This window comes from Aeromonas finlandensis, from assembly GCF_000764645.1.
Taxonomy (GTDB): domain Bacteria; phylum Pseudomonadota; class Gammaproteobacteria; order Enterobacterales; family Aeromonadaceae; genus Aeromonas; species Aeromonas finlandensis.
The window spans coordinates 1-25,475 of record NZ_JRGK01000041.1; the positions used below are offsets into that span (position 1 = coordinate 1).

The window sequence follows — 25,475 nt, forward strand, 5'->3', positions numbered from 1 at the left end:
CAGTAACGACCACCATATTGCGTAAGAAAAAGCTGAAATCTGTAGCAATGTTTCAGAGAAAAATCCCCACTCAGGTGGGGATTTTTTTTGCCCGCAATTCAGTACTTCCACTTCTTCTGTTGCCGTTGTGGCGAGCCGAACGCCGCCTCTTATCGTGCCACTCTGCCACTCTGCCACTCTGCCACTCTGCCACTCTGCCACTTCGCGCCTCCTCTATCCTGCTCTTCCGAGATTACCCGATGGCAGCCTATTGCACTCCTATCTATCGTGATACTGCTCATATGAATGCCAGTCATGAGTAAACGCCAGAGCAATAAAAAGGGCAGGCCAAGGCCTGCCCGCAAGGAAGCGCAAGGTGTTACATGATCCCGCTGATCAGGATCCCGCTGATCAGCAGCGGCGCCACCACGCGCCAGCACCAGAGCAGCGCCAGACGCAGGGCGGGTGACAGGCCCGCAGGCAGGATGGCATCACCCAGTCGCCAGCCCAGCAGCAGGGTCAGTACCAGGCCAAAGAGCGGCATCATCAGGTTGGAGGTGAGGTAGTCGAGCAGCTCGAAGAGGGTCTTGCCAAACAGGGTCAGATCGCTCCATGGGCCGAACGACAGGCTCACCGGAATGCCGGAGGCCATGATAAGCAGGGTTAACACCCGGCAGGCACCACGGCGCGACCAGCCCCACTCCTCGGTGGTGAAGCGCACCAGATGCTCCAGCATGGAGATGGAGGAGGAGAGCGCGGCGACCAGCAGCAACAGGAAGAAGACCACCCCCAGCCCCTGACCGAACGGCAGATGACTGAACACGGCAGGCATGGTCATAAAGGTGAGGCCGGGGCCCGCGGTGGGGTCGATGCCGGTAGAGGCCAGCGCCGGGAAGATCATCAGCCCCGCCAGCACCGAGATGATGCTCGCCAGGGTGACTACCCAGACCCCGGAGCGCAGCACCCCTTCGCTATTGGGCAGGTAGGCGCCATAGGTGGTGTGCACCCCGAGCCCGATGGAGAGGGAGAAGAAGGCCAGCCCCAGCGCGTCCAGCACGCTCTGGCCGGTCAGCATGGAGAAGTCCGGCAGCAGCAGCTGGCGTACCCCCGCCATGGAGCCCGGCATGGAGAGGCCGACCCCGACCAGCAGCAACATCATGATGAACAGCGCAGGCATCATCCAGCGCAGTGCCCGCTCCACGCCCTTCTGAATGCCACCCTGCACGAACCACCAGGTGAGCCCGGCAAAGATCAGATGGGTCAGCACCGGCCACCAGGGGTTGCTGACATAGCCGTTGAACAGGGCAGTCAGGGCACTCCCCTCGCTCAGGTTGAGCTTGCCTGCCATCGCCAGCCCGGCGTAGCCCACGGTCCAGCCACCGACCACGCTGTAGAAGCTGTAGATAAAGAAACCGCAGAGGATCCCCATATATCCCATCCAGCGCCAGTTCGGCCCAACCAGCTTGCGGAAAGCGCCAAGCACCCCGCGCTGGCTATGGCTGCCGAGCAGGGTCTCGCCGACCTGTACCGCCACCCCGAGGGTGAAGCTAAACAGCAGAAACACCAGCAGGAAGGCGCCACCGCCATTGGTGGCTGTCACATAGGGAAACTTCCAGATGGCACCAAGGCCAATCGCTGTGCCTGCTGCGGCCAACACATGACCGAGACGGGAAGACCACTGAACTTGGCTCATACAACCTCCGGGTAACACGACATCGAAGCAATACTCCTGAGTAGCAATAAACGACAGACAATAAAAAAGGCCGCCTGAGGCGACCTTTGCAATGAACATTCAGACAAACTGTGCGTGCAAGGTCACCTCTCTTGCGAGATAAAAAATCGACCAAACAGCACGAGGATGGAAGACATGGGGTGACAGCCTGAATAACGAGTGAGGGAACAGCCTAAACGATGGAAAGAATAATTGACACATAAAATCAAAAATTTTTTGTGTGAGCAGCCATCACCACACTGGCTATACGTACAACTCAATGGGGGAAAACCTCGCCGGGCCGCATCTTTTCTACCTTGTGGCTATTTACTGGGCGATAATCGACGTAGCTTCTTCTGGAACTAGTGACCGCTACATGGCGCTGACGGGAACAACGATGAGACAGGATGTCGTATGAGATGGATGGTGCTGCCCTGGTTGCTGATCAGCCTGAGTGTGTCGGCGCAGCCCGGATTAACCCTGCTGAGTCACGATTTACCCCCCTTTACCGAATACCGCGACGGCAAGCTCGACGGGTTCGCCATTCGCTTGATTGATGAGGTGCAGGAGGAGCTTGGCACCCGCTATCCGGTGCGGATTTACCCGCTCAAGCGGGCGCTGGCGCTGGCACGGGTCGAGCCCGGCTATGGACTGTTCGTGGTACAGCGGCTCCCGGAGCGGGAGTCCCATTTCAAATGGGTCGGCCCACTTTTTATCAATAGGGTCTTTATCTATCAGGCGCCGGGCAGTGCCCGTCCGCTGACCGAATTGGCTCAGCTTCGTAAGCTGCCCAGAGTGGGTGTGGTGCTGGGCAATGCCGATGATGTGCGGCTGACCCATGAGGGCTATACCAATCTGGTGCGCTATAAGACGGTCGGGGAGGCGATAGAGCGGCTGATGCTGGGCAAGATCGATGCCTTGCCGATGGCGGAAATGGTGATGGAGGCCACCCTCGACAAGATGGGGCTATCCCGGCGCAGCGTCGCCAGCAGTGGCGTGCTGCTCCATCAGGCCGGTCTCTATATCGTCTTCTCCAAGGGAACCGATGATGCCGAGATCACCCGCTGGCAGCATGCTCTGGATGCCGTCAGAGCTGCCCAGGGGCGGGCCAATGGGCCCACCCGTGAAGAGTAACCGTCACACCAGACCGCGAATCAGGATCCCGCCGATCAGCAAGGGTGCAATCCAGCGCCAGCAGTTCATCAGCAAGTGATGCCAGTGGCTGGCAATCCCCTGCGGTAGCGCCTTGCGTCCCAGCTTCCAGCCCAGCAGCAACGTCAGCATCAGGCCGAACAGCGGCATCATCAGGTTGGAGGTGACAAAGTCCAGCAGCTCGAAGATGGTTTTGCCAAACAGGGTGGCGTGTTGCAGCGGGCCAAACGACAGGCTGACCGGAATACCGTTGAGCATCACCACCGCCGTGATGGCGCTGCAGGCCGTGCGGCGTGACCAGCCCCAGGTTTCGCACAGGAAGCACTGCAAGTGCTCCAGCAGGGAGATGGCCGAGGAGAGCGCAGCAAAGACCAGCAGTGCGAAGAAGATTACCTCAAGCACCTGACCGAAGGGCAGCAGCTGAAACACCGCCGGCATGGTCATAAAGGTGAGGCCGGGGCCGGAGGCGGGATCGATACCGGTCGAGGCCAGCACCGGGAAGATCATCAGACCCGCCAGTACCGCCACCATGCTGGCCAGCAGCACCACCCAGAGGCTGGAGCGACCGACTCCTTCGCTGGTCGGCAGATAGGCGCCGTAGGTGGTGTGGATGCCAAGACCGATGGAGAGGGAGAAGAAGGCCAGCCCCATGGCGTCGAGCACGCCGGACATCCCCAGCTTGCTGAAATCGGGCATCAGGAAGTGGCGCACCCCCTCCATTGCATTGGGCAGGGTGAGGCCAAAGGCGACCAGCATCAGGATCATCAGGAACAGGGCGGGCATCATCCAGCGCAAGGTGCGCTCCACCCCTTTCTGAATGCCTCCTTGCACCACCATCCAGGTGAGGGCGGCAAACAGCAGATGAGTGATAATGGGCCAGACACCATCGCTGACATAGTCATTGAAGCGGGCGGTGAGGGCCGCCGCATCACCCTGGTTGAGCTGGCCGGAGATGGCCATGCCGGTGTAACCCAGGGTCCAGCCGCCGACCACGCTGTAGAAGCTGAAGATCAGCAGGGTGCTGAGAATGCCCATGGCACCCACCCAGCGCCACTGTTTGCCGAGCAATTCGGAGAAGGCTCCCACTACCCCGCGGCGGCTCATGCTGCCGAGCAGGGTCTCTCCCATCAGCACTGCAACCCCCAGGGTGAAGCTGAACAGCAGAAAGACCAGCAGAAAGGCGCCGCCGCCGTTGACGGCGGTGACGTAGGGGAATTTCCAGATTGCGCCGATACCGACTGCAGAACCCGCAGCGGCGAGGATGTAGCCGAGGCGGGAGGACCATTGGGACTGCTTCATAAGAACTCCAATCGAGCGCCCCTTGGCAGGGGCAGAATGGCGCTCATGTTACGGAGGTCGCTGCGCAATCACTACGATGGTTATCAGGCATAAATGCGATTTATTGGCATGATTGGCTAATTTAATTCTGTTTTTTGCCCAATCATGCCACCAAATAAAAACCGGAGCGAGATTGCTCCGGTTTGGCCTCTGACAACTGCTCGTCGGCGGACTAGATCACCCCCAGCTCCCGCAGCCGCTCCATCAGGTAGCTGTGGGCAGTATGGCGCTCGGAGAGCACCACATCCGGGCGCGGATGGAGGAACAGCGGCAGCGAGATGCGCGACTTGGCGGCACTGCCACCGGTCGGGTTGATGACGCGGTGAGTGGTGGAGGGGTAGTAGCCGCGAGAGGCCTCCTGCAGCATGTCGCCGATATTGATGATGAGGGTGCCAAAGTCGCACGGCACGTCCATCCACTCGCCATCGGAGCCCTTCACCTGCAGCCCCGGCTCGTTGGCGGCGGGCAGAATGGTGAGCAGGTTGATATCTTCGTGGGCGGCGGCGCGAATGGCGCCCGGCTCCTCGGTGCCATCGAACGGCGGGTAGTGCAGCACCCGGAGCAGGGTCTTCTGGCTCTCTTCGATCATAGAGGAGAGGGGGCAGCTGTAGTTGGCGGCGATATCGGCCGGGGTGTACTGCTCGACCCAGCCCAGCAGCTCGGCGGCCAGACCGTTGGCGAGACGGTAGTACTCCATCGCCTGCTCTTTCAGCGCGTCCGGCATCTGACCCCAGGGGTAGATGTGGAAGTACTCCTTGATGTCTTTCTGGCTATGGCCCTTGGCCACCTCGGAGACCGACGGTGGGAAGTAGCCATCCTGAGTCTCGCGGTTGAACAGGAAATCCTGCTTCTGCTCGCTCATGAAGAAGCGATACCAGTTGTCGTAGATGGACTGCACCAGCTCTTTCGGAATGGGGTGGTTGGTCAGCACGCCAAAGCCGGTGGTTCGCAGGGATTCGGTGAAGCGTTGGGCCGCATCGGGTGAGCGGTAATCGACGGTCAGAACTTTCATTGTTTTTGTTATGCGCCAGTTAAAAGATGGCGCAGTTTACCTTGCACCTGATAACAAGGAAAGCGGGTTGGCCGCCCCGTCTGGCACGGTCGCGAATAGTGATAAAAACATCAAAACAACAGCCCCAAGCCGCGCGGGTGCGCATCCCTTGTGAAGGCCTTTTATCCTCTCTAGAATGCCGGTCACTATCTTTTCCGGAGTCTGCCCATGTCCCCCAAAATCCTGTTGCTGACCCTGCCGGTATTGCTGGCGGGATGCAGTGCCCTGTCAGAAGATGAGTGCCGCACCATGAGCTGGTACAACCTGGGTTATCAGGATGGATCGGAGGGCAAAACCCGTCTGGCGACCCGCGACTACGTTTCGTCTTGCAGCGAATATGGCCTCCGGGTGGATGAGGCCGAGTGGAAACGGGGCTATGACAAGGGGCTGGAGCTCTACTGCATTCCCGAGCTGGCCTACAGCAAGGGCAAGGAGGGGCAGGCCTATCTGGGGGTATGCCCCAACGATGCCAGTTTCCTCAAGCAGTATCAGCGCGGCTACGAAGAGTACAAACTGGCCGCCCGCCTGCGGGAGATCAGCGACGAGCTGGAGCGTACCGAGCGAGATATCGATACGCTTGAACGCAGCATCCGCAACGAAACCAACACGGAACAGCGCGACTACTACCGCGCCAAGCGCGATCGCTCCATTCGCCACTACGAATCCCTGCGCCGGGAGTACAACCGCCTGCGTTATCCGGATCGGGTGATCCAGTTCTCCTTCGGCGGTTAATTTCTCTCTTCATGGCCAGCCAGCGTGCTGGCCATGCTGCATCTTGTCAGCTCAGGGCAGTACCCAGCGCTGCAACGCCAGTGCGATGCCATCCTCGTTGTGGTCGGCCGTGACCTGATGGGCATGGCTCTGGATCTGCGTGGCCGCATTACCCATGGCCACCGCCAGCCCCACCTGTTCGAACATGCTGATGTCGTTGTTGTTGTCACCAAACGCCACCACCTGCTCCATCGCAATCCCTTCGCTGGCCGCCCACTGGGCCAGCCGGTTGCCCTTGCTGCAACCGGGCTGCACCAGCTCCACCGCATAGGGGGCTGCCCAGTCGTGGGTAAAGGGCATCTGCTCGACCACCTCACCCATAAAGGTGTGCAGGCGCGCCGGATCCTGATTGAACAGCTCCAGTTTCCAGATCGGATGTGTCAGCCAGCTGGCCAGATCGTCGGCGGGCAGCAGGGTGATCTTGAGGTGATCCGGTTGATTGGCTGCCCAATGGCGGATGCGGGTGACATGCTCCTCGCAGCCGATGTAGCCGATCCCCTCGCTCAGGTGGAACAGGGCGCCCATCTGCTGCGCCTCGACCGCGGCCAGCAGCTCGGTGAGTGGGGCAACCGCCAGCGGGTCGCCGCTGAGGATCCGGTTCTGCACCGGATCATAGAGATAGGCGCCGTTGCTGCAGATGAGGGGGGTATCGAGGGCCAGCTCGTGGTGGAAGGGGCGCGCCGTCATGTAGTGGCGCCCCGTGACCAGCAGCACCTTGATGCCTTTGGCGCGGGCCTGCGCCAGTGCCACCCGGGTTGCCGACGAGATCTTGTGATCCCGGGTCAGCAGGGTGCCATCCATATCGAGCGCGATGGCCTTGTACTTACTCATAGCTCCTCCAGCATCGAACAAATCCGCAAAGAGCTTTACCGTCCCAGACCCGGCGCCCCGATGCAAGCCTTGTCCGCGGCCGAAGCGCCGAACTGTGATCCCTTCGTGGCTCAGGCGCAGCTGGAGGGGGTACACCGCTGCCTCTATCGCATTACGCCGCCCGCGCTCTGATTGCGCCAAACGCCCAAAAACAACAAAGCAGGCGCCGGGATGCCTGCTTTGTTGCCTTCGGGGGAGGGGGTTCTCTCGTTCCAGCCCGTCGTTTCCCGATAAGGTAAGACGGCTGATGGGGCTCTTGACCCGGTAAGGTCCTTCACCGCAGAGACCCGGTCAGGTATCTGCTTTGCCACCGGAAGATGTAACCATAGTATCCCTCCCGTGCCGGTGAGTGGTTGCAAAGTAACCACTTATTTCGGTTGTTTTTGCAATAGTTCACCCTTAATCTAGGAAAAGTGGATTAGTCATTGCAACGAGGAAGGGTAAATGCTGAAACTTGATCGCATAGACAGACATATTCTCGAGCTGATGCAGGAGAATGGCCGCATCAGCAATCTGGAACTGGCCGAGCTGGTAGGGCTCTCGCCGTCCCCCTGCTCCCGCCGGGTCAAGGCGCTGGAGGATGCCGGTCTCATCGACACCCACGTTACTCTGCTCAACGCCCGCCAGCTTGGCCTCACCCTCACCGCCTACATTCACATCTCCATGGACAGACACACGCCAGAGCGGTTCGAGAATTTCGATCGCGCCATTAGCGAATTGCCCGAAGTGCTGGAGTGTGATCTCATCACCGGCAACGATGCCGACTACCAGCTCAAGGTGGTGGTGCGCGATATGGAGCACTACCAGCACTTCCTGCTGGACAAGCTGACCCATATTCCGGGGGTGACCGGGGTGCGCTCCAGCTTCGTGCTGCGCCGCATCAAGCACAAGACGGCGCTGCCGCTCAATCATCTGGGGTGAGTCACCCCGCGCGGTACGGCGGCTTGTCTGGCATGTGGCAGGCAGCCGCTGCTCTTTGCGGATTTGAGCCCGCGCAAACAGCTCATATAAACAGAAAGAGGAGGCCAGGGGCCTCCTCTTTTGCTATTCGCTCTTGGTTATCCGGCACGCCGTGACGGGTGATGGCGACTGCCGTGGTCAGACGTTGACCTGGCTGATGTCTTCCACCTGCAGCAGCCAGCCGCTCTGCTCTTGCTGCGGTTCGCCACTGACCCGCAGCCGCTCACCGGTCGGCACCCACTGCCCTTCGGGCAGGGAGACCAGCAGGCTCTCTCTGCCGTTGTCGAACAGCCAGCGATCTTCGCCCAGCGATTCAATCAGATAACCTTCCATCTCCACTCTGGACTCTGCTTGCCAGGATGGCGCAACGGAATCACGGCTTTCGATGAAATCCCCCTGAACACCAAAACTGGCTAGCCCCCACAGAATGGAGAGCCCGACGAGTGATGTCTGCATCTTGTCTCTCCTCTTTTTGGAACTGTAGGGCCAGTATGGGAACAGAAAACTGAGCGCACCATGAACAAGGTGGCAAAGTGCAGGCAAGATCGCGAAAAAATCAGCGAGTCAGGCTAATGCCGATCAGCGAGGGAGTCATTGACTGCTCCTTGGTCGCTCACGTTCGTCAAGGGGGGGGAGATTCAGCAACAGCTCTCCAGCTGGGTCATGAGCCTGTTCCGCACTCAGTGGCTTAGCGGCGAGCACGTCATCACTATGGTTTAGCTGGATTCGATAGTGGCGTTTTGATCCGGTTCAGGATCTTTTCCCTGGGATGGAAGTTTTTTTGGGGAGGGGTGGGCAAAATTTCAGGGGGTAGTGGTGTTCCCCTGCTGAATCCTGGTGAAATGAAAAAAGGGTTAGCGAGTATTATCTCGCTAACCCTCTTGAATTTGGTGGCCCCTGGGGGACTTGAACCCACGACCAATCGATTATGAGTCGACTGCTCTGACCAACTGAGCTAAGGGGCCAAATTGTGCGTTTAGCGGCGTGGATTATAGGGGAAGAGGAAAGGGCAGTCTATAGGCAGATCAACCACTTGGCGACTAATTGTCCAGCTTGGTCGAGGGCGAAAGGCGGGTCGCAAGGGCAAATTCCAGCCAAAACAAAGCCCCGCATGGCGGGGCTTTGGCAGAGCGGTTTGACACAGCGTCAGGACTATTCGTCCAGGAAGCTGCGCAGCACTTCAGAGCGGCTCGGGTGGCGCAGTTTGCGCAGTGCTTTGGCTTCGATCTGACGAATACGCTCACGGGTAACGTCGAACTGCTTGCCCACTTCCTCAAGGGTGTGGTCAGTGTTCATGTCGATACCGAAACGCATCCGCAGTACCTTGGCTTCGCGGGCGGTCAGGCCAGCCAGCACTTCGCGGGTGGCGTTGCGCAGGCTTTCGCTGGTCGCGGCATCCGCTGGCAGAGCCAGGGTGGTATCTTCGATAAAGTCGCCCAAGTGGGAATCTTCATCATCACCGATGGGCGTCTCCATGGAGATAGGCTCTTTGGCGATTTTCAGTACCTTGCGGATCTTGTCTTCCGGCATGCCCATGCGCATGGCCAGCTCTTCCGGATTCGGTTCACGACCCATCTCCTGCAGCATCTGACGGGAGATACGGTTGAGCTTGTTGATGGTCTCGATCATGTGTACCGGGATACGGATGGTACGGGCCTGATCCGCGATGGAGCGGGTAATAGCCTGACGGATCCACCAGGTAGCATAGGTCGAGAACTTGTAGCCACGACGGTATTCAAACTTGTCTACCGCCTTCATCAGACCGATGTTGCCCTCCTGGATCAGATCCAGGAACTGCAGACCACGGTTGGTGTATTTCTTGGCGATAGAGATAACCAGACGCAAGTTGGCCTCAACCATCTCTTTCTTCGCACGGCGGGCCTTGGCCTCACCGATGCTCATGCGACGGTTGATATCCTTGATCTGGGCAATCGACAGACCGGTCTCTTCTTCAATCTGCTGCAGCTTGCCGATGGCGCGCTGAATATCCTCGTCCATTTCAACCAGACGGGGAGACCAAGCTTTGCCAGCCTGCTTCTGGTATTCAAACCAGGCAGTTTCACACTCGTTGTTGGTGAAGGCCGCGACGAAGGTTTTCTTCGGCATCTTGGCCTGCTCAACGCAGAGCTTCATGATGATGCGTTCCTGCACGCGGACGCGCTCCATCATTTCACGCATGTTGTTGACCAGGCGATCGAACTGCTTGGGCATCAGGCGGAATTGACGGAATACATCGGCCAGCTGGGCGATGGCGGCCTGGGTATCTTCGTGCGCGCGACCATTCTTCTGAATGGAGAGGCGGGTCACTTCATACTGGGCACGCAGTTCGCCAAACTTCTCACGAGCGACTTCCGGATCCGGACCACCATCACCGTCGTCGTCAGAGCTGTCGCCATCTTCGTCTTCGTCTTCTTCGTCTTCTTCATCTTCATCGGCCAGATCGTCTTCGCCGAGTTCGGAACCGATGTGTGTGGCAGTCGGCGCCATGTCTTCGGTATCGTTAGGGTCAATAAAGCCAGAGATGATGTCAGAGAGACGCAGCTGCTCGGCTTCGTACTTGTCGTACTGTTCGAGCAGGTAAGTAATTGCTTCAGGGTACTCGGCTACGGAGCTTTGTACCTGGTTGATACCGTCTTCGATCCGTTTGGCGATGTCGATTTCGCCTTCACGGGTCAGCAGTTCGACGGTACCCATTTCCCGCATGTACATGCGGACGGGATCGGTCGTGCGACCAATCTCAGATTCAACAGATGCCAGAGCCTGGGCCGCTGCTTCGGCAGCGTCCTCATCGGCGGTACCACCTTCAGCCATGATAAGGTCATCGGCATCCGGAGCGTTTTCAACCACTTGAATGCCCATATCGTTGATCATCTGAATGATGTCTTCGATCTGGTCTGAATCGACAATGTCTTGCGGGAGGTGATCGTTCACCTCGGCATAGGTCAGGTAGCCCTGTTCTTTACCTTTGGCAACGAGGAGTTTAAGCTGAGACTGCGGGGTTTGCTCCATAGAACTCATCCGGTTGGTGTTGCTAGGTTGCGCGTACAGTGCGCTGCTGCGCAAATAGCCAATTCTAATAGAAAACCGCCAGACATGCTATGTCTGGTTGCGGCGTCGGTCATGAGAAACCCCTGCCCGCAGTATTGTCGGGGCCAGGCGGTTATAAAGTTTTTGCTTTTCATCCCGTCGATTCGGGCAACGCTATCCATATTGGGACTAATCACTCAAATATCAAGCCCCACTCTCATTTCTTTTCTCAATTTGCACCTCTCTTATCAGCATCATCAGCTCTTGGGTTTCTTCGGAGCTTAGTCCTTCCTGAGCCACTTTGGCCTGCAATTCTTCGATCCGCTGTTTCAGAAACTGGTTGATGAATCCGACGAAGGTGTCCTGCAATTCTCCCAGAATATCCGGCTCCTGATCGAGTTTGATCTCCTCGAACAGGTCGTGCATGGCCAGCTGAGCAAGGATCTCTCCCTCCTTGGTACCACGCCAGTGTTCCAGCAGGATACCGGTGGTGATACCGGGTTGTGCCAGGATCCGCTGGTGCAGTTGCAGCAGGAACTTGATGCCCTGTACGCGCAGTCCCGCCAACTCCGGCATGGGTGGCAGTTCGGCCGTCACCGCCGGATATTGCACCATCAGCGCTAGCGCCCGCCGCAGCGGCGTCAGCTTGGCTGCCTTGGGTTTGTTGACCTCGGCCTTGGGCTGACTGTTGCGGGCAAACAGTTCGGCAATCCGCTGCTTGTTCTCACCCCAGCGCATCATGCTGGAGAGACGAGTGATCAGCCCTTCGCGGGTAAACCCTTCCGGTACGCGGCGGATAAGTTCTGCGGCCTTGTTGGCCACTTCAAACTTGCCTGCTTCACCGGAGAGAGCCGCATCGCGACCGAGACGTTCGAACATGAAGTCGGCGAACGGTTGAGCTGCATCGAGCAGGGCTTCAAAGCCCTCCTTGCCAATCTGGCGTACCAGCGAGTCTGGATCTTCGCCATCGGGCAGGAACACGAACTTCAGCTCGCGGCCATCCTGCAGATGGGAGAGGGCGTTATCCAGCGCCCGCCAGGCGGCTTCACGACCAGCATTGTCGCCGTCGTAGCAGCAGACTACCTCGGCGGTGGTGCGAAACAGGGTGTGGATATGGTCGCTGGTTGTTGCAGTGCCCAGCGCCGCCACCGCATAGTCGATGTCGTACTGACCGAGTGCCACCACATCCATATAGCCTTCCACCACAAGGATCCGACGCGGATCCTTGTGTGCCTGCTTCACCTCGTAGAGACCGAACAGCTCCCGACCTTTATGGAAGATGGGGGTCTCTGGCGAGTTCAGATACTTGGGGGTGCCATCACCGAGCACCCGGCCACCGAAGCCGATGACCCGGCCACGCTTGTCGCGGATCGGGAACATGATGCGATCGCGGAAACGATCGTAGCTGCCCCCACCATTTTCACGGGTGATCAGCATGCCACCCGAGATGAGCAGCTGCTCGTGATCCCGGCTGGCGCCAAAGCGGCGGCGCACCTGATCCCAATCGCTGGGGGCATAGCCGATGTTGAAGCGCTTGACCACTTCGCCGGTCAAACCGCGCCCTTTGAGGTACTCCACCGCATGGGGAGCACTCTTGAGATTGCTCTCGTAGAAGCGGGCGATCTGGTTCATCAGCTCGAACAGATCCTTGCTGACGGCTGGTTGGGAGCTGGCCGAACCACCTATGCTCTGCTCGCGAGGTACCTGCATGCCCTGCATGCTGGCGAGCTCTTCGATGGCATCGGGAAATTCGAGGCCGTCGTACTCCATGACAAAGCCGATGGCGTTGCCGTGGGCGCCACAACCGAAACAGTGGTAGAACTGCTTCTCCTGGCTGACGGTAAAAGAGGGGCTTTTTTCGTTATGAAAAGGGCAGCAAGCCTGGTAGTTCTTACCGGCTTTTTTCAGCCGCACTCGCGAGTCGATCAGCTCGACTATGTCTGTGCGTACGAGCAGATCGTCGATAAAGGATTGGGGGATCCTGCCTGCCATAACCGTCCTGTTTCATTGCGGAGAAAATAAAAAAGCCGCGCATTCCAAGGGAAGCACGGCTTCTTCGACCAAACAAGAGAGTTGCCTGTTACGCCAAGCGGGTTTTCACCTGAGCACTGACGGCGCCGACATCGGCACGCCCCTGAATTTTCGGCTTCAAGACAGCCATGACCTTGCCCATATCAGCCATGACGGCAGCACCACTTTCAGTGACGGCTTGCTCGATCAGGGCGGCAATTTCATCTGCGGTCAGCTGTTGCGGCAGGAACTCCTGCAACACAACGATCTCGGCGGACTCTTTGTCGGCGAGATCCTGGCGACCGGCAGCTTCAAATTGGCTGATGGAATCGCGGCGCTGTTTGACCATTTTGGTCACGACAGCGAGGATATCCTCATCATTCAGCTCGATACGGGTATCGACTTCACGTTGCTTGATTTCTGCCATCAACAAGCGGATCGCTCCCAGACGTGCCTTATCTTTGGCAAGCATGGCGAGTTTTTGTTGATCCTTGAGTTGATCCTTCAGAGACACGGCAATATCTCCCGATTAGTACAGGCGGATACGACGTGCGTTTTCGCGAGACAGCTTCTTGGCGTGACGCTTAACAGCAGACGCTTTGGCGCGCTTACGAATGGTAGTCGGCTTCTCGTAGAACTCACGGCTACGAACTTCGGACAGGATACCGGCTTTTTCGCAAGAACGCTTGAAACGACGCAGAGCAACGTCAAACGGCTCATTTTCACGGACTTTGATTACTGGCATGTGCCTTTCACCTCAGTGATAAATTGTTAGCTGACCTTCAATCGATCAGCATGTCTTAAAATGGTGCGAAATTATACTCTGGACAGGGAATGAAAGTAAACCCGCAGAGATCGCTCTGGTTTAAAAAACCCGCGAAGGTTACCATAGCCGTCTCATTTTAGCAGTGAAATTTTTTAGCAATGCGTGTATTGGGCATAGAGACATCCTGTGACGAAACCGGGATCGCGATCTTCGACGATCAAAAAGGGATCCTTTCCCATCAGTTATACAGCCAGGTCAAGCTGCATGCGGACTACGGTGGCGTCGTCCCCGAGCTCGCCAGCCGGGATCATGTTCGCAAGACGATCCCGTTGATCCAGGCCGCATTGCAAGAGGCGGGGCTGGGCAAAGATGACATCGATGGCATCGCGTATACCGCGGGTCCGGGTCTGGTTGGCGCTATTCTGGTGGGGGCCACCATCGGTCGCTCGCTGGCGATGGCGTGGAACAAGCCGGCCATCGCCGTCCATCATATGGAAGGCCACCTGCTGGCTCCCATGCTGGAAGAACGCGCCCCCGAGTTCCCCTTCGTGGCGCTGCTGGTTTCCGGTGGTCACTCCATGCTGGTGCGGGTTGACGGTATCGGCAGCTATCAGCTGCTGGGTGAATCCATCGACGATGCCGCTGGCGAAGCGTTCGACAAGACCGCCAAGCTGATGGGGTTGGACTACCCGGGCGGCCCGCTGCTCTCCCGTCTGGCCGAGAAGGGCACCACCGGACGTTTTCACTTCCCCCGTCCGATGACTGACCGTCCGGGGCTCGATATGAGCTTCTCTGGCCTCAAGACTTTTGCTGCCAACACTATCGCCGCCAACGGTGATGATGAGCAGACCCGTGCCGATATCGCTCGTGCGTTTGAAGATGCGGTGGTCGATACCCTGGCTATCAAGTGCCGTCGCGCCTTGAAAGAGACCGGTCTCAAGCGTCTGGTGGTGGCTGGCGGCGTCAGTGCCAACCGTCATCTGCGTGCCCAGCTGGCCGAGCTGATGGAGAGCCTCAAGGGTGAGGTGTTCTACCCGCGTACCGAATATTGCACCGATAACGGCGCGATGATTGCCTATGCCGGCATGCAGCGCCTGAAAGCGGGCGTGTTCGAGCCGCTGGCGGTCAAGGCCGTACCGCGCTGGCCGCTGGATACCCTGGATCCGGTTTGATCGAGAGGATCCTGCCCCTTGCCGGGCGGGTGATGTGACATGCCCTGGGCATGCTCCCGATAATGCGGGAGCCTGTCCGGGGCATTTTTATGGCTATGCACCCCACGCTTTTTCCCTTCTGATCGGCAGATCCTCCGCGGCGACTGTTGTCACAGCCCAACGCCCGTTTTTGGCGCCAATTGCTCGCTATAAATTAAATTTATGGGTTTTGCCGATATATCCCAATTTTAATTTATACCTGTTCATTCTCCCGACCGCGGTGCCCCCTTTGCCTGCTAGCCCTGCTTAACGGCGACCGCCCGATCCCGAATGACGCGATAGGCCAGAGCACGCCATAAGGCATCTTATAAGGCGATGGTGAAGGCTGGGGGATGAGTGCCTTGCCGGGACCGGCGAAGGGCTGGCTGCGCCATTGAGGAGGGCGTATGAGGTGATCTTTACCTATTGCTCGCCTGGCATGGCAGCAGAACTCACTTGCTGAAAGACAGGATAAAAAAATCCCCGCCAGTTGGCGGGGATTTTGTTTGGCTATCAGCAGGTAATGCGATTACAGCAGGATGCCGCCGAAGAAGAAGCCCAGCGCCACGGCGATGGCGATGGTGGCGGTGCCGGGGATAAAGAAGGGGTGGTTGAACACGGCTTTACCGATACGGGTGGAGCCGGTGTCGTCCATCTCTACCGCGGCCAGCAGGGTCGGGTAGGTCGGCAGTACGAACAGGGCGCTCACGGCTGCGAAGGAGGCAATCGCAGTCAGCGGGCTGACACCCAGTGCCAGTGCGGCAGGCATCAGCGCTTTGGTGGTGGCACCTTGTGAATAGAGCAGCATGGCGGCAAAGAACAGCACTACGGCCAGCAGCCAGGAGTACTGGTTCAGCAGGTCGCCAGCAATCAGCTGGATGGTGTCCATGTTGCCTTTCACGAAGACGTTACCCAGCCAGGCGACACCCAGTACGCAGATACAGGCTGACATACCGGACTTGAAGGTCGGCATGTTGGTCACTTGGGTGGCGTCCAGTTTGCACACCAGAGTCATGATGGTGGCAGCGGCCAGCATGATGCCCATGATGGCGCCGTCACGGGGGATCGGCGGGTTGGTGATCAGGCCCACTTTACCGGAGATGGCAGTGGCATAAGCCATGACCGCTACGATGGCAGCGATAAAGATCCACACGGAGATTTTGGCGTACGGTTTGATCTCGAGCTTGGTAGTACCACGCAGTTTGATCAGGCCTTTGGCTTTACGCTCCAGATAGACTTCGTCCTGATCCAGCGGTTTGCCCATCATGTTGGCAATGAAGGCGCCCAGGATACAGGCCAGGAAGGTAGAGGGGATGCAGATAGCCAGCAGGGTCAGGTAGTCAACACCGAACGGCTCGAGCATGCCGGAGAAGGCAACCACAGCGGCAGAGATCGGGGAGGCTGTGATAGCGATCTGGGAGGCGACAACCGCGATGGAGAGCGGACGGGATGGGCGGATCCCTTGCTCTTTGGCCACTTCAGCGATAACCGGCAGGGTGGAGAAGGCGGTATGACCGGTACCGGCCAGCATGGTCATCAGATAGGTGACGACCGGGGCGGCGAAGGTGATGTATTTGGGGTTCTTGCGCAGCGCTTTCTCTGCCAGGGAGACCAGATAGTCCATCCCGCCAGCCAGTTGCATACAGGCGATGGCGCAGATGACGGACGCGATGATCATGATCACATCCCAAGGGATGTAGCTGACCAGTTGATCGCTCGGGATGGGCATGCCCAGACCCCACGTCAGTACCAGAACCCCCAGACCACCGGCAAAGCCGATGCCGATGCTGCCTATCCGTGCCCCCAGATAGATAGCGGCGAGCACGACAAGTAACTCGATTCCAATCATAGCGATAACTCCATTTTTTAGTTTTTTGGTTTTTATTTGGCAAAAAGCCAATTCCCGATCGGGCTGGGGATAAAGACCAATCGGGAACTGACTTTATGGGCCGGGAAGATCCCGGCCCACACTCGCTTATACGGTGGCTTCGCGGGTGAAACGCTTGGCTTTGTATTGCGGGTTCATCAGGTTCTCGATGGAGAGAATTTCGTCCAGTTGCTCGGCGCTCAGCAGGCCGCGCTCCAGAACGACTTCGCGGACGTTCTTGCCGGTCTGGGCACAGATCTTGCCGACGATGTCACCTTCGTGGTGGCCGATGAAGGGGTTCAGGTAGGTCACGATACCGATGGAGTTCAGCACGTGGTTCATGCAGATTTCCGGGTTGGCGGTGATACCTTCCACGCACTTCTCGCGCAGGGAGATACAGGCTTTTTCCATCAGGCTCAGGGATTCGAACATCGCCTGACCAATCACCGGCTCCATGACGTTCAGCTGCAGCTGACCGGCTTCGGCGGCGAAGGTGATGGTGATGTCGTTACCGAATACCTTGAAGCAGGACTGGTTGACCACTTCCGGAATAACCGGGTTTACCTTGGCCGGCATGATGGAGGAACCCGCCTGCATTTCCGGCAGGTTGATCTCTTTCAGTGCAGTGCGCGGGCCAGAGGAGAGCAGACGCAGGTCATTACAGATCTTGGAGAGCTTCATGGCCAGACGCTTGATGGCGCCGTGCAGCATGACGTAGGCGCCACAGTCGGAGGTCGCTTCGATCAAATCTTCTGCCGGCACGTAGGCACGACCGGTGATCTCGGCCAGACGCTTGATGGCCAGAGCAGAGTACTCGGGCGGGGTGTTCAGACCGGTACCGATGGCGGTTGCGCCCAGGTTCACTTCCAGCAGCAGCTCTTGGCAACGCTTGATGGATTTGATCTCTTCGCGCAGGGTAACGGCGAACGCGTGGAACTCCTGACCCAGGGTCATCGGGACTGCATCTTGCAGCTGGGTACGGCCCATCTTCAGGATGTTTTTGAATTCAGCAGCCTTGGCATCGAATGCCGCGATCAGGTGCTCCAGCGCGTGCAGGGTGACGTCAGTGCTGTTGACCACAGCAACGCGGAAACCGGTCGGGTAGGCATCGTTGGTGGACTGGCACTTGTTGACGTGGTCGTTCGGGTTGATGACGTCGTAACGGCCTTTCTCGATACCCATGATTTCCAGGGCGATGTTGGCCAGTACTTCGTTGGTGTTCATGTTGACGGAGGTGCCGGCACCACCCTGGTAAACGTCGACCGGGAACTGGTCGAAGCACTTGCCGGTGTTCAGCATCAGGTCGCAGGCTTCTACGATCTTGTCTGCAATTTCAGGACGGATGGTACCCAGTTCGCCGTTTGCCAGTGCAGCAGCTTTCTTGGTCAGCACCATACCGCGGACGAATTCCGGAACGTCAGAAATCTTCTGGGAGCTGATCTTGAAGTTCTCGACTGCGCGCAGGGTGTGCACACCGTAGTAGAGATCATTGGAAACTTCTTTGGTGCCCAGCAGGTCTTCTTCAATGCGGACGTTCTTGATGTCGCTCATTGTAATGCCTCAGAAATCAGATAAATGGAAAAATCCTCACCGAGTGGTCGCGAGTTCCTTGCGCACAGCTCATCCTGAAGCACCACACATCGAGTGGGGCGGTTGGGAGAATGACCTCCCGAAAAACTAATCAATATACTACTCCAATTGAGGTATCAGTTATTAGAGCTGGATCACTAATTTTGAGACATTTTCAAATTCCTTTGATGAAAGTACACATATGTTGTACTGCATTTATAACTATGATTTTTAAGCAATTTAGCTGTGTTTTGTCGGTTTTTTGGGACGCCGCTGATGAGGGGGTCAGTTGGGATACTTGAAAAAGCGGGTGGCGACCCCATTTATTCGGAGTAGAAAGTGGTGATGATGCGATGAAAAAATCGCGTATTGCCCATCATTGGATGGGCGCCACTTTTCCTCAATTTACCGGTACTGGAGTGGATATGGGCAAGTTGTTCCTGTTGTTGGTGGGTCTGGTGGTACTGGAGCTCACCGTGATGATCGAGGTCGGCTCAGTGATTGGGGCGCTGCCGACTGTCGGCCTGCTCATCCTGACCGCAGTATTGGGCTCCTCTCTGGTGCGCAGTGAAGGGCTCAAAACCCTGTTCAGTGCCCAGCAAAAGATGCAGATGGGCGAGATGCCGGGCCGCGAAGTGATGGGAGGCATGATGCTGGCGCTGGCCGGTCTGCTGCTGATTATCCCGGGTTTCGTGACCGATATGTTCGGTGTGCTGTTGCTGCAACCCTGGCTGCGCAACAAACTGGCCGACAAGCTGATTGGCAGCAGCCAGTTCCGGATGCAGATGGGTGGTTTCCAGCAGGGAACACAATCGCCATTCGGCAACGCGCCGTCCGATGATCATCTGGGGCACCCCAAGCAGGGCGGCACCACCATCGAAGGCGAATTTGAGCGCAAAGAGTGAGCGTAAAGAGTAATCGACCAGACGAATAACCAGAGGCGAGTGGCCGATCAGGGTTTGCCCTGATGGCACAGCGCCTCGAAGCGGTGTCGGGCATACCACCATGCGAGGGTGCCCGCCGCCAGATTGGCCAGCAGTATCCCCAGATAGATCCCCTGTTCTCCCCCCAACCTGGCGCCTAGCCAGGCTCCCGGCAGTAAAAAGCCAAACAGCCGCAAGCCGTTGAACAAGAACGAGATGCTGGAAGATCGCACGCCATTGAGCGCCGAGGCCAGCAGCATCACCATGCCCTGAAAGCCGTAACCGATCGGCACCAGATGCAGGTAGAGAATAATGAGGCGAATAACCTGCGGATGATCGCTGAACAGAGTGGCGATCAGCGGGGCAAGCAACCAGGTCAGGCCATAGATGGCGAGCTGGAACAGCAACGCAAAACCCATGCAGCTTTGCAGCGCCGCTTTGGCGCGCGCCGGATTGCCTGCGCCGCAGTTTTGCGAGATGAAGGGGGCCAGCACGGAGGCGAGCGCCATCATCACGATCAGCAGCAGTGCCTCAACCCGCGATGCGGCGCCGTAAGCCGCCACCACTTCTGTCCCCAGACCGGCAAAAATCGTCATCAACACCGCATTGGCCAGCGGGTTGAGCATGTTGGTAAAAGAGGCTGGGATGGCGACATGGAGCAGTGCCCGCCAGTGGTAGAGCAGCCGGGCGCGCGGCGAGAGGCGCCACAGCAGCAAGCCCTCCCGATGGCGCAGGATATAGAGGCTGACCAGCATCGCCATCAACCAGGAGAGGGAGGTGGCGATGGCCGCTCCGCGGATCCCCCACTCGGGGAAGGGGCCAATGCCGAAGATCAGGAGAGGATCCAACACCCCGTTCACCAGCCCGGCCACCGCCATCACCAGACTGGGGGTTTTGGTATCGCCGGTCGCCCGGATGGCGGCATTGCCCACCATGGGCAGTACCAGCATGGGGACGGTGAGATACCAGATCAGCATGTAGTCATGGATAAGGGAGATGAGCTCGGCACTGGCCCCCAGCAGGGTAAACAGCGGCTTGATGGTGAGTGCACCGCCTGCGGAGAGCAACGTCACTATGACCACCGCCAGAAACAGGCTGTCGGTGGTGAGATGGGCTGCCTCATCGTGTTTGCCCTGTCCCAGGGTATGACCGATCACTGCTGACAATCCGGCGCCCAATCCCATCGCCAGCGAGGTGATCACAAAGGTGACCGGAAAGGTAAAGCTGATGGCGGCCAGCGCCTGGGTGCCCAGCATGCCGATAAAAAAGGTATCGACCAGATTGAAGGCCAGAATGGCGATGATGCCGAAGATCATGGGGCCCGTCATCTGGCGCAATACGACCGGGATGGGGGCTGTCAGCATGGGGTTGGTGCGGGTCAAGGGCTCGTCTCTACAGCTGGCTTTGACGGTTCTGGCATGGAAACCGGGCGGCGTGGACCGACCTTGCTCCTGAGTACGGACATGGGTGAACCATCGAAGATGTTCATAGTACGTGAAAATATTTTTTTTGTATTTGCCCTTGAAGGGTTAGCAACTCTGCCCCACATCAGGGACATATCTAATTTGGCCTGGAACGGCCATTCCTCAAAGCAACAATGAGACTCATTTTGGGAGAGTTATCGATGAAAATTCGTCCACTGCACGACCGCGTCATCATCAAGCGCATCGAAGCTGAAGCCAAATCTGCTGGCGGTATCGTATTGACTGGTACTGCGGCCCAGAAGTCCACCCGTGGTGAAGTGCTTGCCGTGGGGACTGGTCGCATCCTGGATAATGGCGAAGTCAAAGCACTGGCAGTGAAGGTGGGTGACAAGGTCATCTTCAACGAAGGCTACGGTGTCAAGACCGAGAAGCTGGATGGTCAGGATGTCCTGATCCTTTCCGAAACCGACATCCTGGCGATTGTCGAAGCGTAATCCATCCTCCTTTTCCCCGAATTGATTTAAGGATTGAAGAAAAATGGCAGCTAAAGACGTTAAGTTTGGTAACGAAGCCCGCATCAAGATGCTGGAAGGCGTAAACATCCTGGCTGATGCCGTCAAGGTAACTCTGGGCCCGAAAGGCCGCAACGTGGTGCTGGACAAATCCTTCGGCGCCCCGACCATCACTAAAGATGGTGTGTCTGTTGCGCGCGAAATCGAACTGGAAGACAAGTTCCAGAACATGGGCGCCCAGATGGTCAAGGAAGTGGCTTCCAAGGCTAACGATGCCGCTGGTGACGGTACCACTACAGCAACCGTTCTGGCTCAGGCGATCGTCAACGAAGGTCTGAAGGCCGTTGCCGCCGGTATGAACCCGATGGACCTGAAGCGCGGTATCGACAAGGCCGTTGTGGCCGCCGTTGCCGAGCTGCAAGCGCTGTCCCAGCCGTGTGCTGACAGCAATGCCATCGCTCAGGTTGGCACCATCTCCGCCAACTCCGACGAGAAAGTGGGCAAGCTGATTGCTGAAGCCATGGACAAAGTGGGTCGCGATGGCGTCATCACCGTTGAAGATGGTCAAGGTCTGGAAGATGAGCTGGCGGTTGTTGAAGGTATGCAGTTTGACCGCGGCTACCTCTCCCCCTACTTCATCAACAAGCAAGAGACCGGTTCTGTCGAGCTGGACGACCCGTTCATTCTGCTGGTTGACAAGAAAGTCTCCAACATCCGCGAAATGCTGCCGGTGCTGGAAGGCGTTGCCAAAGCTGGCAAACCGCTGCTGATCGTTGCCGAAGACGTAGAAGGCGAAGCGCTGGCGACGCTGGTGGTCAACACCATGCGTGGCATCGTGAAAGTGGCTGCCGTCAAGGCGCCCGGCTTCGGTGACCGTCGCAAGGCCATGCTGCAGGATATCGCCGTACTGACCGGCGGTACCGTCATCTCTGAAGAAGTGGGCATGGAGCTGGAAAAAGCGACTCTGGAAGATCTGGGTCGTGCCAAGCGCATCGTTATCACCAAAGAGAACACCACCATCATCGACGGCGTGGGTGATGCCGGCGTGATCGAAGGCCGAGTTGCCCAGATCCGTCAGCAGATCGAAGATACCTCTTCCGATTACGACCGTGAGAAGCTGCAAGAGCGCGTAGCCAAGCTGGCTGGCGGTGTTGCCGTGATCAAGGTTGGTGCTGCCACCGAAGTCGAGATGAAAGAGAAGAAAGCCCGCGTGGAAGATGCTCTGCACGCTACCCGCGCCGCTGTTGAAGAGGGTGTGGTTGCCGGTGGTGGTGTTGCGCTGGTGCGCGTTGCTGCCAAGCTGACTGGCCTGCGCGGCGACAACGAAGACCAGAACGTGGGTATCAAGGTTGCCCTGCGCGCTATGGAAGCTCCGCTGCGTCAGATCGTGATCAACGCCGGTGAAGAAGCCTCCGTCATTGCCAACGCAGTGAAGAACGGCGAAGGCAACTTCGGTTACAACGCTTACACCGAGCAGTATGGCGACATGCTGGCCATGGGTATCCTGGATCCGACCAAAGTAACCCGTTCTGCCCTGCAGTTCGCTTCTTCCATCGCTGGTCTGATGATCACCACCGAGTGCATGGTTACCGAACTGCCGAAGAAAGATACCCCTGCCATGCCTGACATGGGCGGCATGGGCGGCATGGGCATGATGTAATCATCATCCCGGCTCTGCTTGAGAAACGGCTCGCCCAAGGCGAGCCGTTTTTTTATATCCGACTAAACTGAGTCTGTTGAGGCAACAATTTTTGAGGGTTGATATGAAAAAATGGGGTTGGATTGCACTGTTAATCTCTTGGGTCGTCATGCCCGTCGTGGCAGCAGAAACGCTCGCCGGGCCTGTGATCCTGAAGGTGAGCGGCAACATAAAATCGGCAGAAGAGGTGGACGGCAAGGTGCAGTTTGATTTGGCCAAGCTTCAGGCTCTGCCGCAACATGAGATTGTGACTGGCAACCCTTGGGTTGATAAGCCTCACAAATACAGAGGCCCAAAGTTGGCGGATGTACTGGCCGCGGCCGGGGCGGATGGCAATGCTATTACCTTGACCGCACTAAACAGTTTCCAGATCCGCATCAATTGGGACAAAGTGGTGAAGTATGATCCTATCCTTGCGTGGGAAGACAATGGTGTCACCATGCGGGTGCGTGACAAGGGGCCGCTCTGGTTTATGTTGCCTCTTGATCAGTATCCGGAGCTGAAGCGATCTGAATACACCGATATGATGATCTGGCAGCTTGATTCAATAGACATACAACACTGATAGCGAAAACAGGAGTATGGGGTGAAAGGAAAGACCAGAACTTGGCCACTGCTCGTCATTCTGTACATTTCCATCCTGTCGTTTACCGGGAGCACTCTCTATTGCCTGTTGCAGATACAGAATGCAACCAGAGCAATGGAGAAGTACACCTACGATGTCTCCTGGGCGCTGATGCAGTTGCAACTGGAGTTAGGGAGATTTCTCAACGCGGTTGAGGTCTTTCACTATGGCGGAATAGATCACGATGCCTTGATGCTGCGATATGACATCCTCTGGAGCAGAACCCCGATCCTGTTGAGCGGCCAGTTGCGTAAGAGCATGCAGGATAAACAGAAAACCCTGCGACTGGTGCAGCTAATAGAAAACAATATCCGCAATATAGAGCCTGATATTACCAAGCTGCAGACTGGTGACTCTGATTACCAGCAAGTGATGATGCGTTTGGCGCCTCTGCAAGAGCCGCTCTCCTATTCCCTCGCCTCGGTAATGCAGAAGAACATCAATATCTACTCAGAGAACGATCGCCATTTTGGTCAGCTACGCAATGCCTTGTTGTTGATGGTCTCGGGTCTTGTTATCTCGGTGCTGTTACTTAGCTCATTGCTTATATATGAAGGGCGTCGTCATTTCAGGGCGGCAAGGCGGGATCCATTGACCGGATTGTCCAATCGGGTTGCTTTGCTTGAGAGAATGGAGCAGTGCGCCAATCAGGAGGTGCCGTTCGGGTTGGTACTGGTTGATGTCAATGACTTCAGGGATATAAACAGCAAGTTTGGCTATGACACTGGTGATTTTCTGCTACAAGAATTCGCCAAAAGAATTAGAGCTCTGTGTGAAGAAGGCGAATGGAGCGGTCGCTTGGGGGGGGACCAATTTGCCATTATTCAGCGTGGCAGCAGTGATCTACGTCAGGTCAGAGAGCTGGTAGCCCGGCTGCTGCATGCTCTGAAGCAAGATATCGTCTATGACAACTATCCCTTTCGGTTGGAGGTCGGTATCGGAATTGCGTTCTATCCGATGGATAGCGACAAGACCCAGGAGCTGCTGAGTCGTGCGGAGCAGGCGCTGTTTCATAGCCGCAAGACCCATGTTCCCTATGTGATTTACGATAACTCCCTGCTCAACGAGACTGCACGACGCAAGCATCTGGCCTCGGACATGATCATGGCGCTGGAGCACAATGCGCTGGAACTCTATTACCAACCGATCGTCAATCTCGAGAGTGGCCGCTGCGAAGCTGTCGAGGCACTGCTGCGCTGGCGGCATCCGGAGCTTGGCTTTATTCCGCCAAACGAAGTGATCATGGTGGCAGAGGAGTTTCAGCTTGCCGAGCGGGTTGGCAGTTGGGTGCTGAATACGGCTTGCGAGCAGCTCTATCAGTGGCATCAGTTGGGTATGGTCGATCTGCAGATGTGTGTGAATATCTCGCCGGGTATGTACCAGCGCAATCTACTCAAACTGGTGGCCAAGGCATTGATGGAGCATCACCTGCCTGCCAGCAGTCTGGTCTTGGAGGTCACGGAAGATACCACCATGCGAGAAGTGAAAAATTCTCTGCAACTCATGCAGGATCTCAACCAGCAAGGTGTGCTGTTGGCACTGGACGATTTTGGTACAGGTTATTCATCTCTGAGTTATCTGCAAAAGTTGCCGGTCAGCAAGGTGAAGATTGACCGCTCCTTTATACAGGGCATTGATACTTCAATGGAGGCATCCGAGCTGGTCGCCAATATCTGCCGGATGGGGTCGATGCTCGGCAAGAGCTTGGTTTGTGAAGGGATTGAGACTCAGGCCCAGTTGGATGTTCTGCGATCTCTGACCGATATCCATCTGTATGGACAGGGGTATCTGTTCAGTCGGCCAGAACAGGCGGAGAAAATTTATCAAACTTTGCTGGAGATGGAGGAGCTTTGGTTGGCACGTCAACAATCCGAAATGGCTTATATGAGTTGAGGCAGCGGGGCACTTGACGGTCATCCGCCTCCAGAACATGTGATTTAGTTTAAATTTTCATCCCTTTGTTTGTTGTTTGAACGGTTGTGCGTTTTTATCAAAAAAACATGCAGTTTACCCTTGCCAGAAAGAATCTGT

The 25,475-nt window shown here is 57.1% G+C and carries 22 protein-coding genes and 1 tRNA gene; 9 read left to right on the forward strand and 14 right to left on the reverse strand.

The window, feature by feature from the left end:
• Nucleotides 1–201 (reverse strand): hypothetical protein (locus LD28_RS23625; protein ID WP_206538734.1); only part of this gene is annotated, 201 nt, incomplete at its 3' end.
• 157 nt (nucleotides 202–358) lie between these two features.
• Nucleotides 359–1,672 (reverse strand): sodium-dependent transporter, encoded by a 1,314-nt coding sequence (locus LD28_RS0105460; RefSeq protein WP_033135997.1) that lies wholly within the window; start codon nucleotides 1,670–1,672, stop codon nucleotides 359–361.
• Between the two features lie 432 nt (nucleotides 1,673–2,104).
• On the opposite strand from LD28_RS0105460, the gene LD28_RS0105465 reads away from it, so the two are divergent.
• A complete protein-coding gene (locus tag LD28_RS0105465; RefSeq protein WP_033135998.1) occupies nucleotides 2,105–2,824 on the forward strand; it encodes a substrate-binding periplasmic protein in 720 nt (239 codons plus the stop codon).
• 3 nt (nucleotides 2,825–2,827) lie between these two features.
• Here the strand turns inward: LD28_RS0105465 and LD28_RS0105470 are convergent, their stop codons facing one another.
• Nucleotides 2,828–4,141 (reverse strand): sodium-dependent transporter, encoded by a 1,314-nt coding sequence (locus tag LD28_RS0105470; protein ID WP_033135999.1) that lies wholly within the window; start codon nucleotides 4,139–4,141, stop codon nucleotides 2,828–2,830.
• 211 nt (nucleotides 4,142–4,352) lie between these two features.
• The gene (locus tag LD28_RS0105475; protein ID WP_033136000.1) at nucleotides 4,353–5,192 is read right to left on the reverse strand and encodes an isopenicillin N synthase family dioxygenase; all 840 of its coding nucleotides are present in this window, start codon (nucleotides 5,190–5,192) and stop codon (nucleotides 4,353–4,355) included.
• A gap of 207 nt (nucleotides 5,193–5,399) precedes the next feature.
• Here LD28_RS0105475 and LD28_RS0105480 point away from each other — a divergent pair, with 207 nt between their 5' ends.
• On the forward strand, nucleotides 5,400–5,963 hold the full coding sequence (locus tag LD28_RS0105480) for a DUF2799 domain-containing protein (protein WP_033136001.1): 564 nt from the start codon (nucleotides 5,400–5,402) through the stop codon (nucleotides 5,961–5,963).
• Between the two features lie 51 nt (nucleotides 5,964–6,014).
• Here the strand turns inward: LD28_RS0105480 and LD28_RS0105485 are convergent, their stop codons facing one another.
• The gene (locus LD28_RS0105485; protein ID WP_033136002.1) at nucleotides 6,015–6,833 is read right to left on the reverse strand and encodes a Cof-type HAD-IIB family hydrolase; all 819 of its coding nucleotides are present in this window, start codon (nucleotides 6,831–6,833) and stop codon (nucleotides 6,015–6,017) included.
• A gap of 483 nt (nucleotides 6,834–7,316) precedes the next feature.
• On the opposite strand from LD28_RS0105485, the gene LD28_RS0105490 reads away from it, so the two are divergent.
• Nucleotides 7,317–7,793 carry an Lrp/AsnC family transcriptional regulator gene (locus tag LD28_RS0105490; protein WP_005304871.1) on the forward strand — a complete coding sequence of 159 codons (477 nt, stop codon included), beginning with the start codon at nucleotides 7,317–7,319 and terminating at the stop codon, nucleotides 7,791–7,793.
• Nucleotides 7,794–7,970: 177 nt separating this feature from the next.
• Here the strand turns inward: LD28_RS0105490 and LD28_RS0105495 are convergent, their stop codons facing one another.
• From LD28_RS0105495 to rpsU, 6 genes are all read right to left on the reverse strand, one after another.
• Nucleotides 7,971–8,288 (reverse strand): hypothetical protein, encoded by a 318-nt coding sequence (locus LD28_RS0105495; RefSeq protein WP_033136003.1) that lies wholly within the window; start codon nucleotides 8,286–8,288, stop codon nucleotides 7,971–7,973.
• A 432-nt stretch (nucleotides 8,289–8,720) separates the two neighbouring features.
• Nucleotides 8,721–8,797 (reverse strand) — tRNA-Ile (locus LD28_RS0105500).
• 187 nt (nucleotides 8,798–8,984) lie between these two features.
• The gene (gene rpoD, locus LD28_RS0105505; protein ID WP_322112509.1) at nucleotides 8,985–10,880 is read right to left on the reverse strand and encodes an RNA polymerase sigma factor RpoD; all 1,896 of its coding nucleotides are present in this window, start codon (nucleotides 10,878–10,880) and stop codon (nucleotides 8,985–8,987) included.
• A gap of 183 nt (nucleotides 10,881–11,063) precedes the next feature.
• Nucleotides 11,064–12,851, reverse strand: coding sequence for a DNA primase (gene dnaG, locus LD28_RS0105510; RefSeq protein WP_033136005.1), 1,788 nt, complete (start codon nucleotides 12,849–12,851; stop codon nucleotides 11,064–11,066).
• 88 nt (nucleotides 12,852–12,939) lie between these two features.
• A complete protein-coding gene (locus tag LD28_RS0105515) occupies nucleotides 12,940–13,383 on the reverse strand; it encodes a GatB/YqeY domain-containing protein (protein ID WP_033136006.1) in 444 nt (147 codons plus the stop codon).
• Nucleotides 13,384–13,398: 15 nt separating this feature from the next.
• Nucleotides 13,399–13,614 (reverse strand): 30S ribosomal protein S21, encoded by a 216-nt coding sequence (gene rpsU / locus LD28_RS22140; RefSeq protein ID WP_005309452.1) that lies wholly within the window; start codon nucleotides 13,612–13,614, stop codon nucleotides 13,399–13,401.
• A 179-nt stretch (nucleotides 13,615–13,793) separates the two neighbouring features.
• Here rpsU and tsaD point away from each other — a divergent pair, with 179 nt between their 5' ends.
• Nucleotides 13,794–14,807 (forward strand): tRNA (adenosine(37)-N6)-threonylcarbamoyltransferase complex transferase subunit TsaD, encoded by a 1,014-nt coding sequence (gene tsaD / locus LD28_RS0105520; protein ID WP_033136007.1) that lies wholly within the window; start codon nucleotides 13,794–13,796, stop codon nucleotides 14,805–14,807.
• Between the two features lie 547 nt (nucleotides 14,808–15,354).
• On the opposite strand, the gene LD28_RS0105525 is transcribed toward tsaD, so the two are convergent.
• Together LD28_RS0105525 and aspA are read right to left on the reverse strand one after the other, a co-directional pair.
• Nucleotides 15,355–16,674 carry an anaerobic C4-dicarboxylate transporter gene (locus LD28_RS0105525; protein WP_033136008.1) on the reverse strand — a complete coding sequence of 440 codons (1,320 nt, stop codon included), beginning with the start codon at nucleotides 16,672–16,674 and terminating at the stop codon, nucleotides 15,355–15,357.
• Between the two features lie 126 nt (nucleotides 16,675–16,800).
• Nucleotides 16,801–18,243: an aspartate ammonia-lyase gene (aspA, locus tag LD28_RS0105530; RefSeq protein ID WP_033136009.1), complete on the reverse strand. Its 1,443-nt coding sequence runs from the start codon at nucleotides 18,241–18,243 to the stop codon at nucleotides 16,801–16,803.
• 443 nt (nucleotides 18,244–18,686) lie between these two features.
• Here aspA and LD28_RS0105535 point away from each other — a divergent pair, with 443 nt between their 5' ends.
• Entirely contained in the window at nucleotides 18,687–19,166 is a 480-nt protein-coding gene (locus LD28_RS0105535; protein ID WP_033136010.1) for an FxsA family protein, read from the forward strand.
• 47 nt (nucleotides 19,167–19,213) lie between these two features.
• Here LD28_RS0105535 and LD28_RS0105540 read toward each other — a convergent pair whose 3' ends face one another.
• Nucleotides 19,214–20,548: an MATE family efflux transporter gene (locus LD28_RS0105540; protein WP_241462264.1), complete on the reverse strand. Its 1,335-nt coding sequence runs from the start codon at nucleotides 20,546–20,548 to the stop codon at nucleotides 19,214–19,216.
• A 260-nt stretch (nucleotides 20,549–20,808) separates the two neighbouring features.
• On the opposite strand from LD28_RS0105540, the gene LD28_RS0105545 reads away from it, so the two are divergent.
• From LD28_RS0105545 to LD28_RS0105560, 4 genes are all read left to right on the forward strand, one after another.
• Nucleotides 20,809–21,102 (forward strand): co-chaperone GroES, encoded by a 294-nt coding sequence (locus LD28_RS0105545; RefSeq protein ID WP_033136012.1) that lies wholly within the window; start codon nucleotides 20,809–20,811, stop codon nucleotides 21,100–21,102.
• A 43-nt stretch (nucleotides 21,103–21,145) separates the two neighbouring features.
• Complete coding sequence (gene groL, locus LD28_RS0105550; protein WP_033136013.1) at nucleotides 21,146–22,780, forward strand: chaperonin GroEL; 1,635 nt, start codon at nucleotides 21,146–21,148, stop codon at nucleotides 22,778–22,780.
• A 103-nt stretch (nucleotides 22,781–22,883) separates the two neighbouring features.
• Entirely contained in the window at nucleotides 22,884–23,384 is a 501-nt protein-coding gene (locus LD28_RS0105555; RefSeq protein WP_033136014.1) for a putative pterin-binding protein, read from the forward strand.
• Nucleotides 23,385–23,405: 21 nt separating this feature from the next.
• Nucleotides 23,406–25,337, forward strand: coding sequence for a putative bifunctional diguanylate cyclase/phosphodiesterase (locus LD28_RS0105560; RefSeq protein ID WP_033136015.1), 1,932 nt, complete (start codon nucleotides 23,406–23,408; stop codon nucleotides 25,335–25,337).
• Nucleotides 25,338–25,475: the final 138 nt, after the last annotated feature.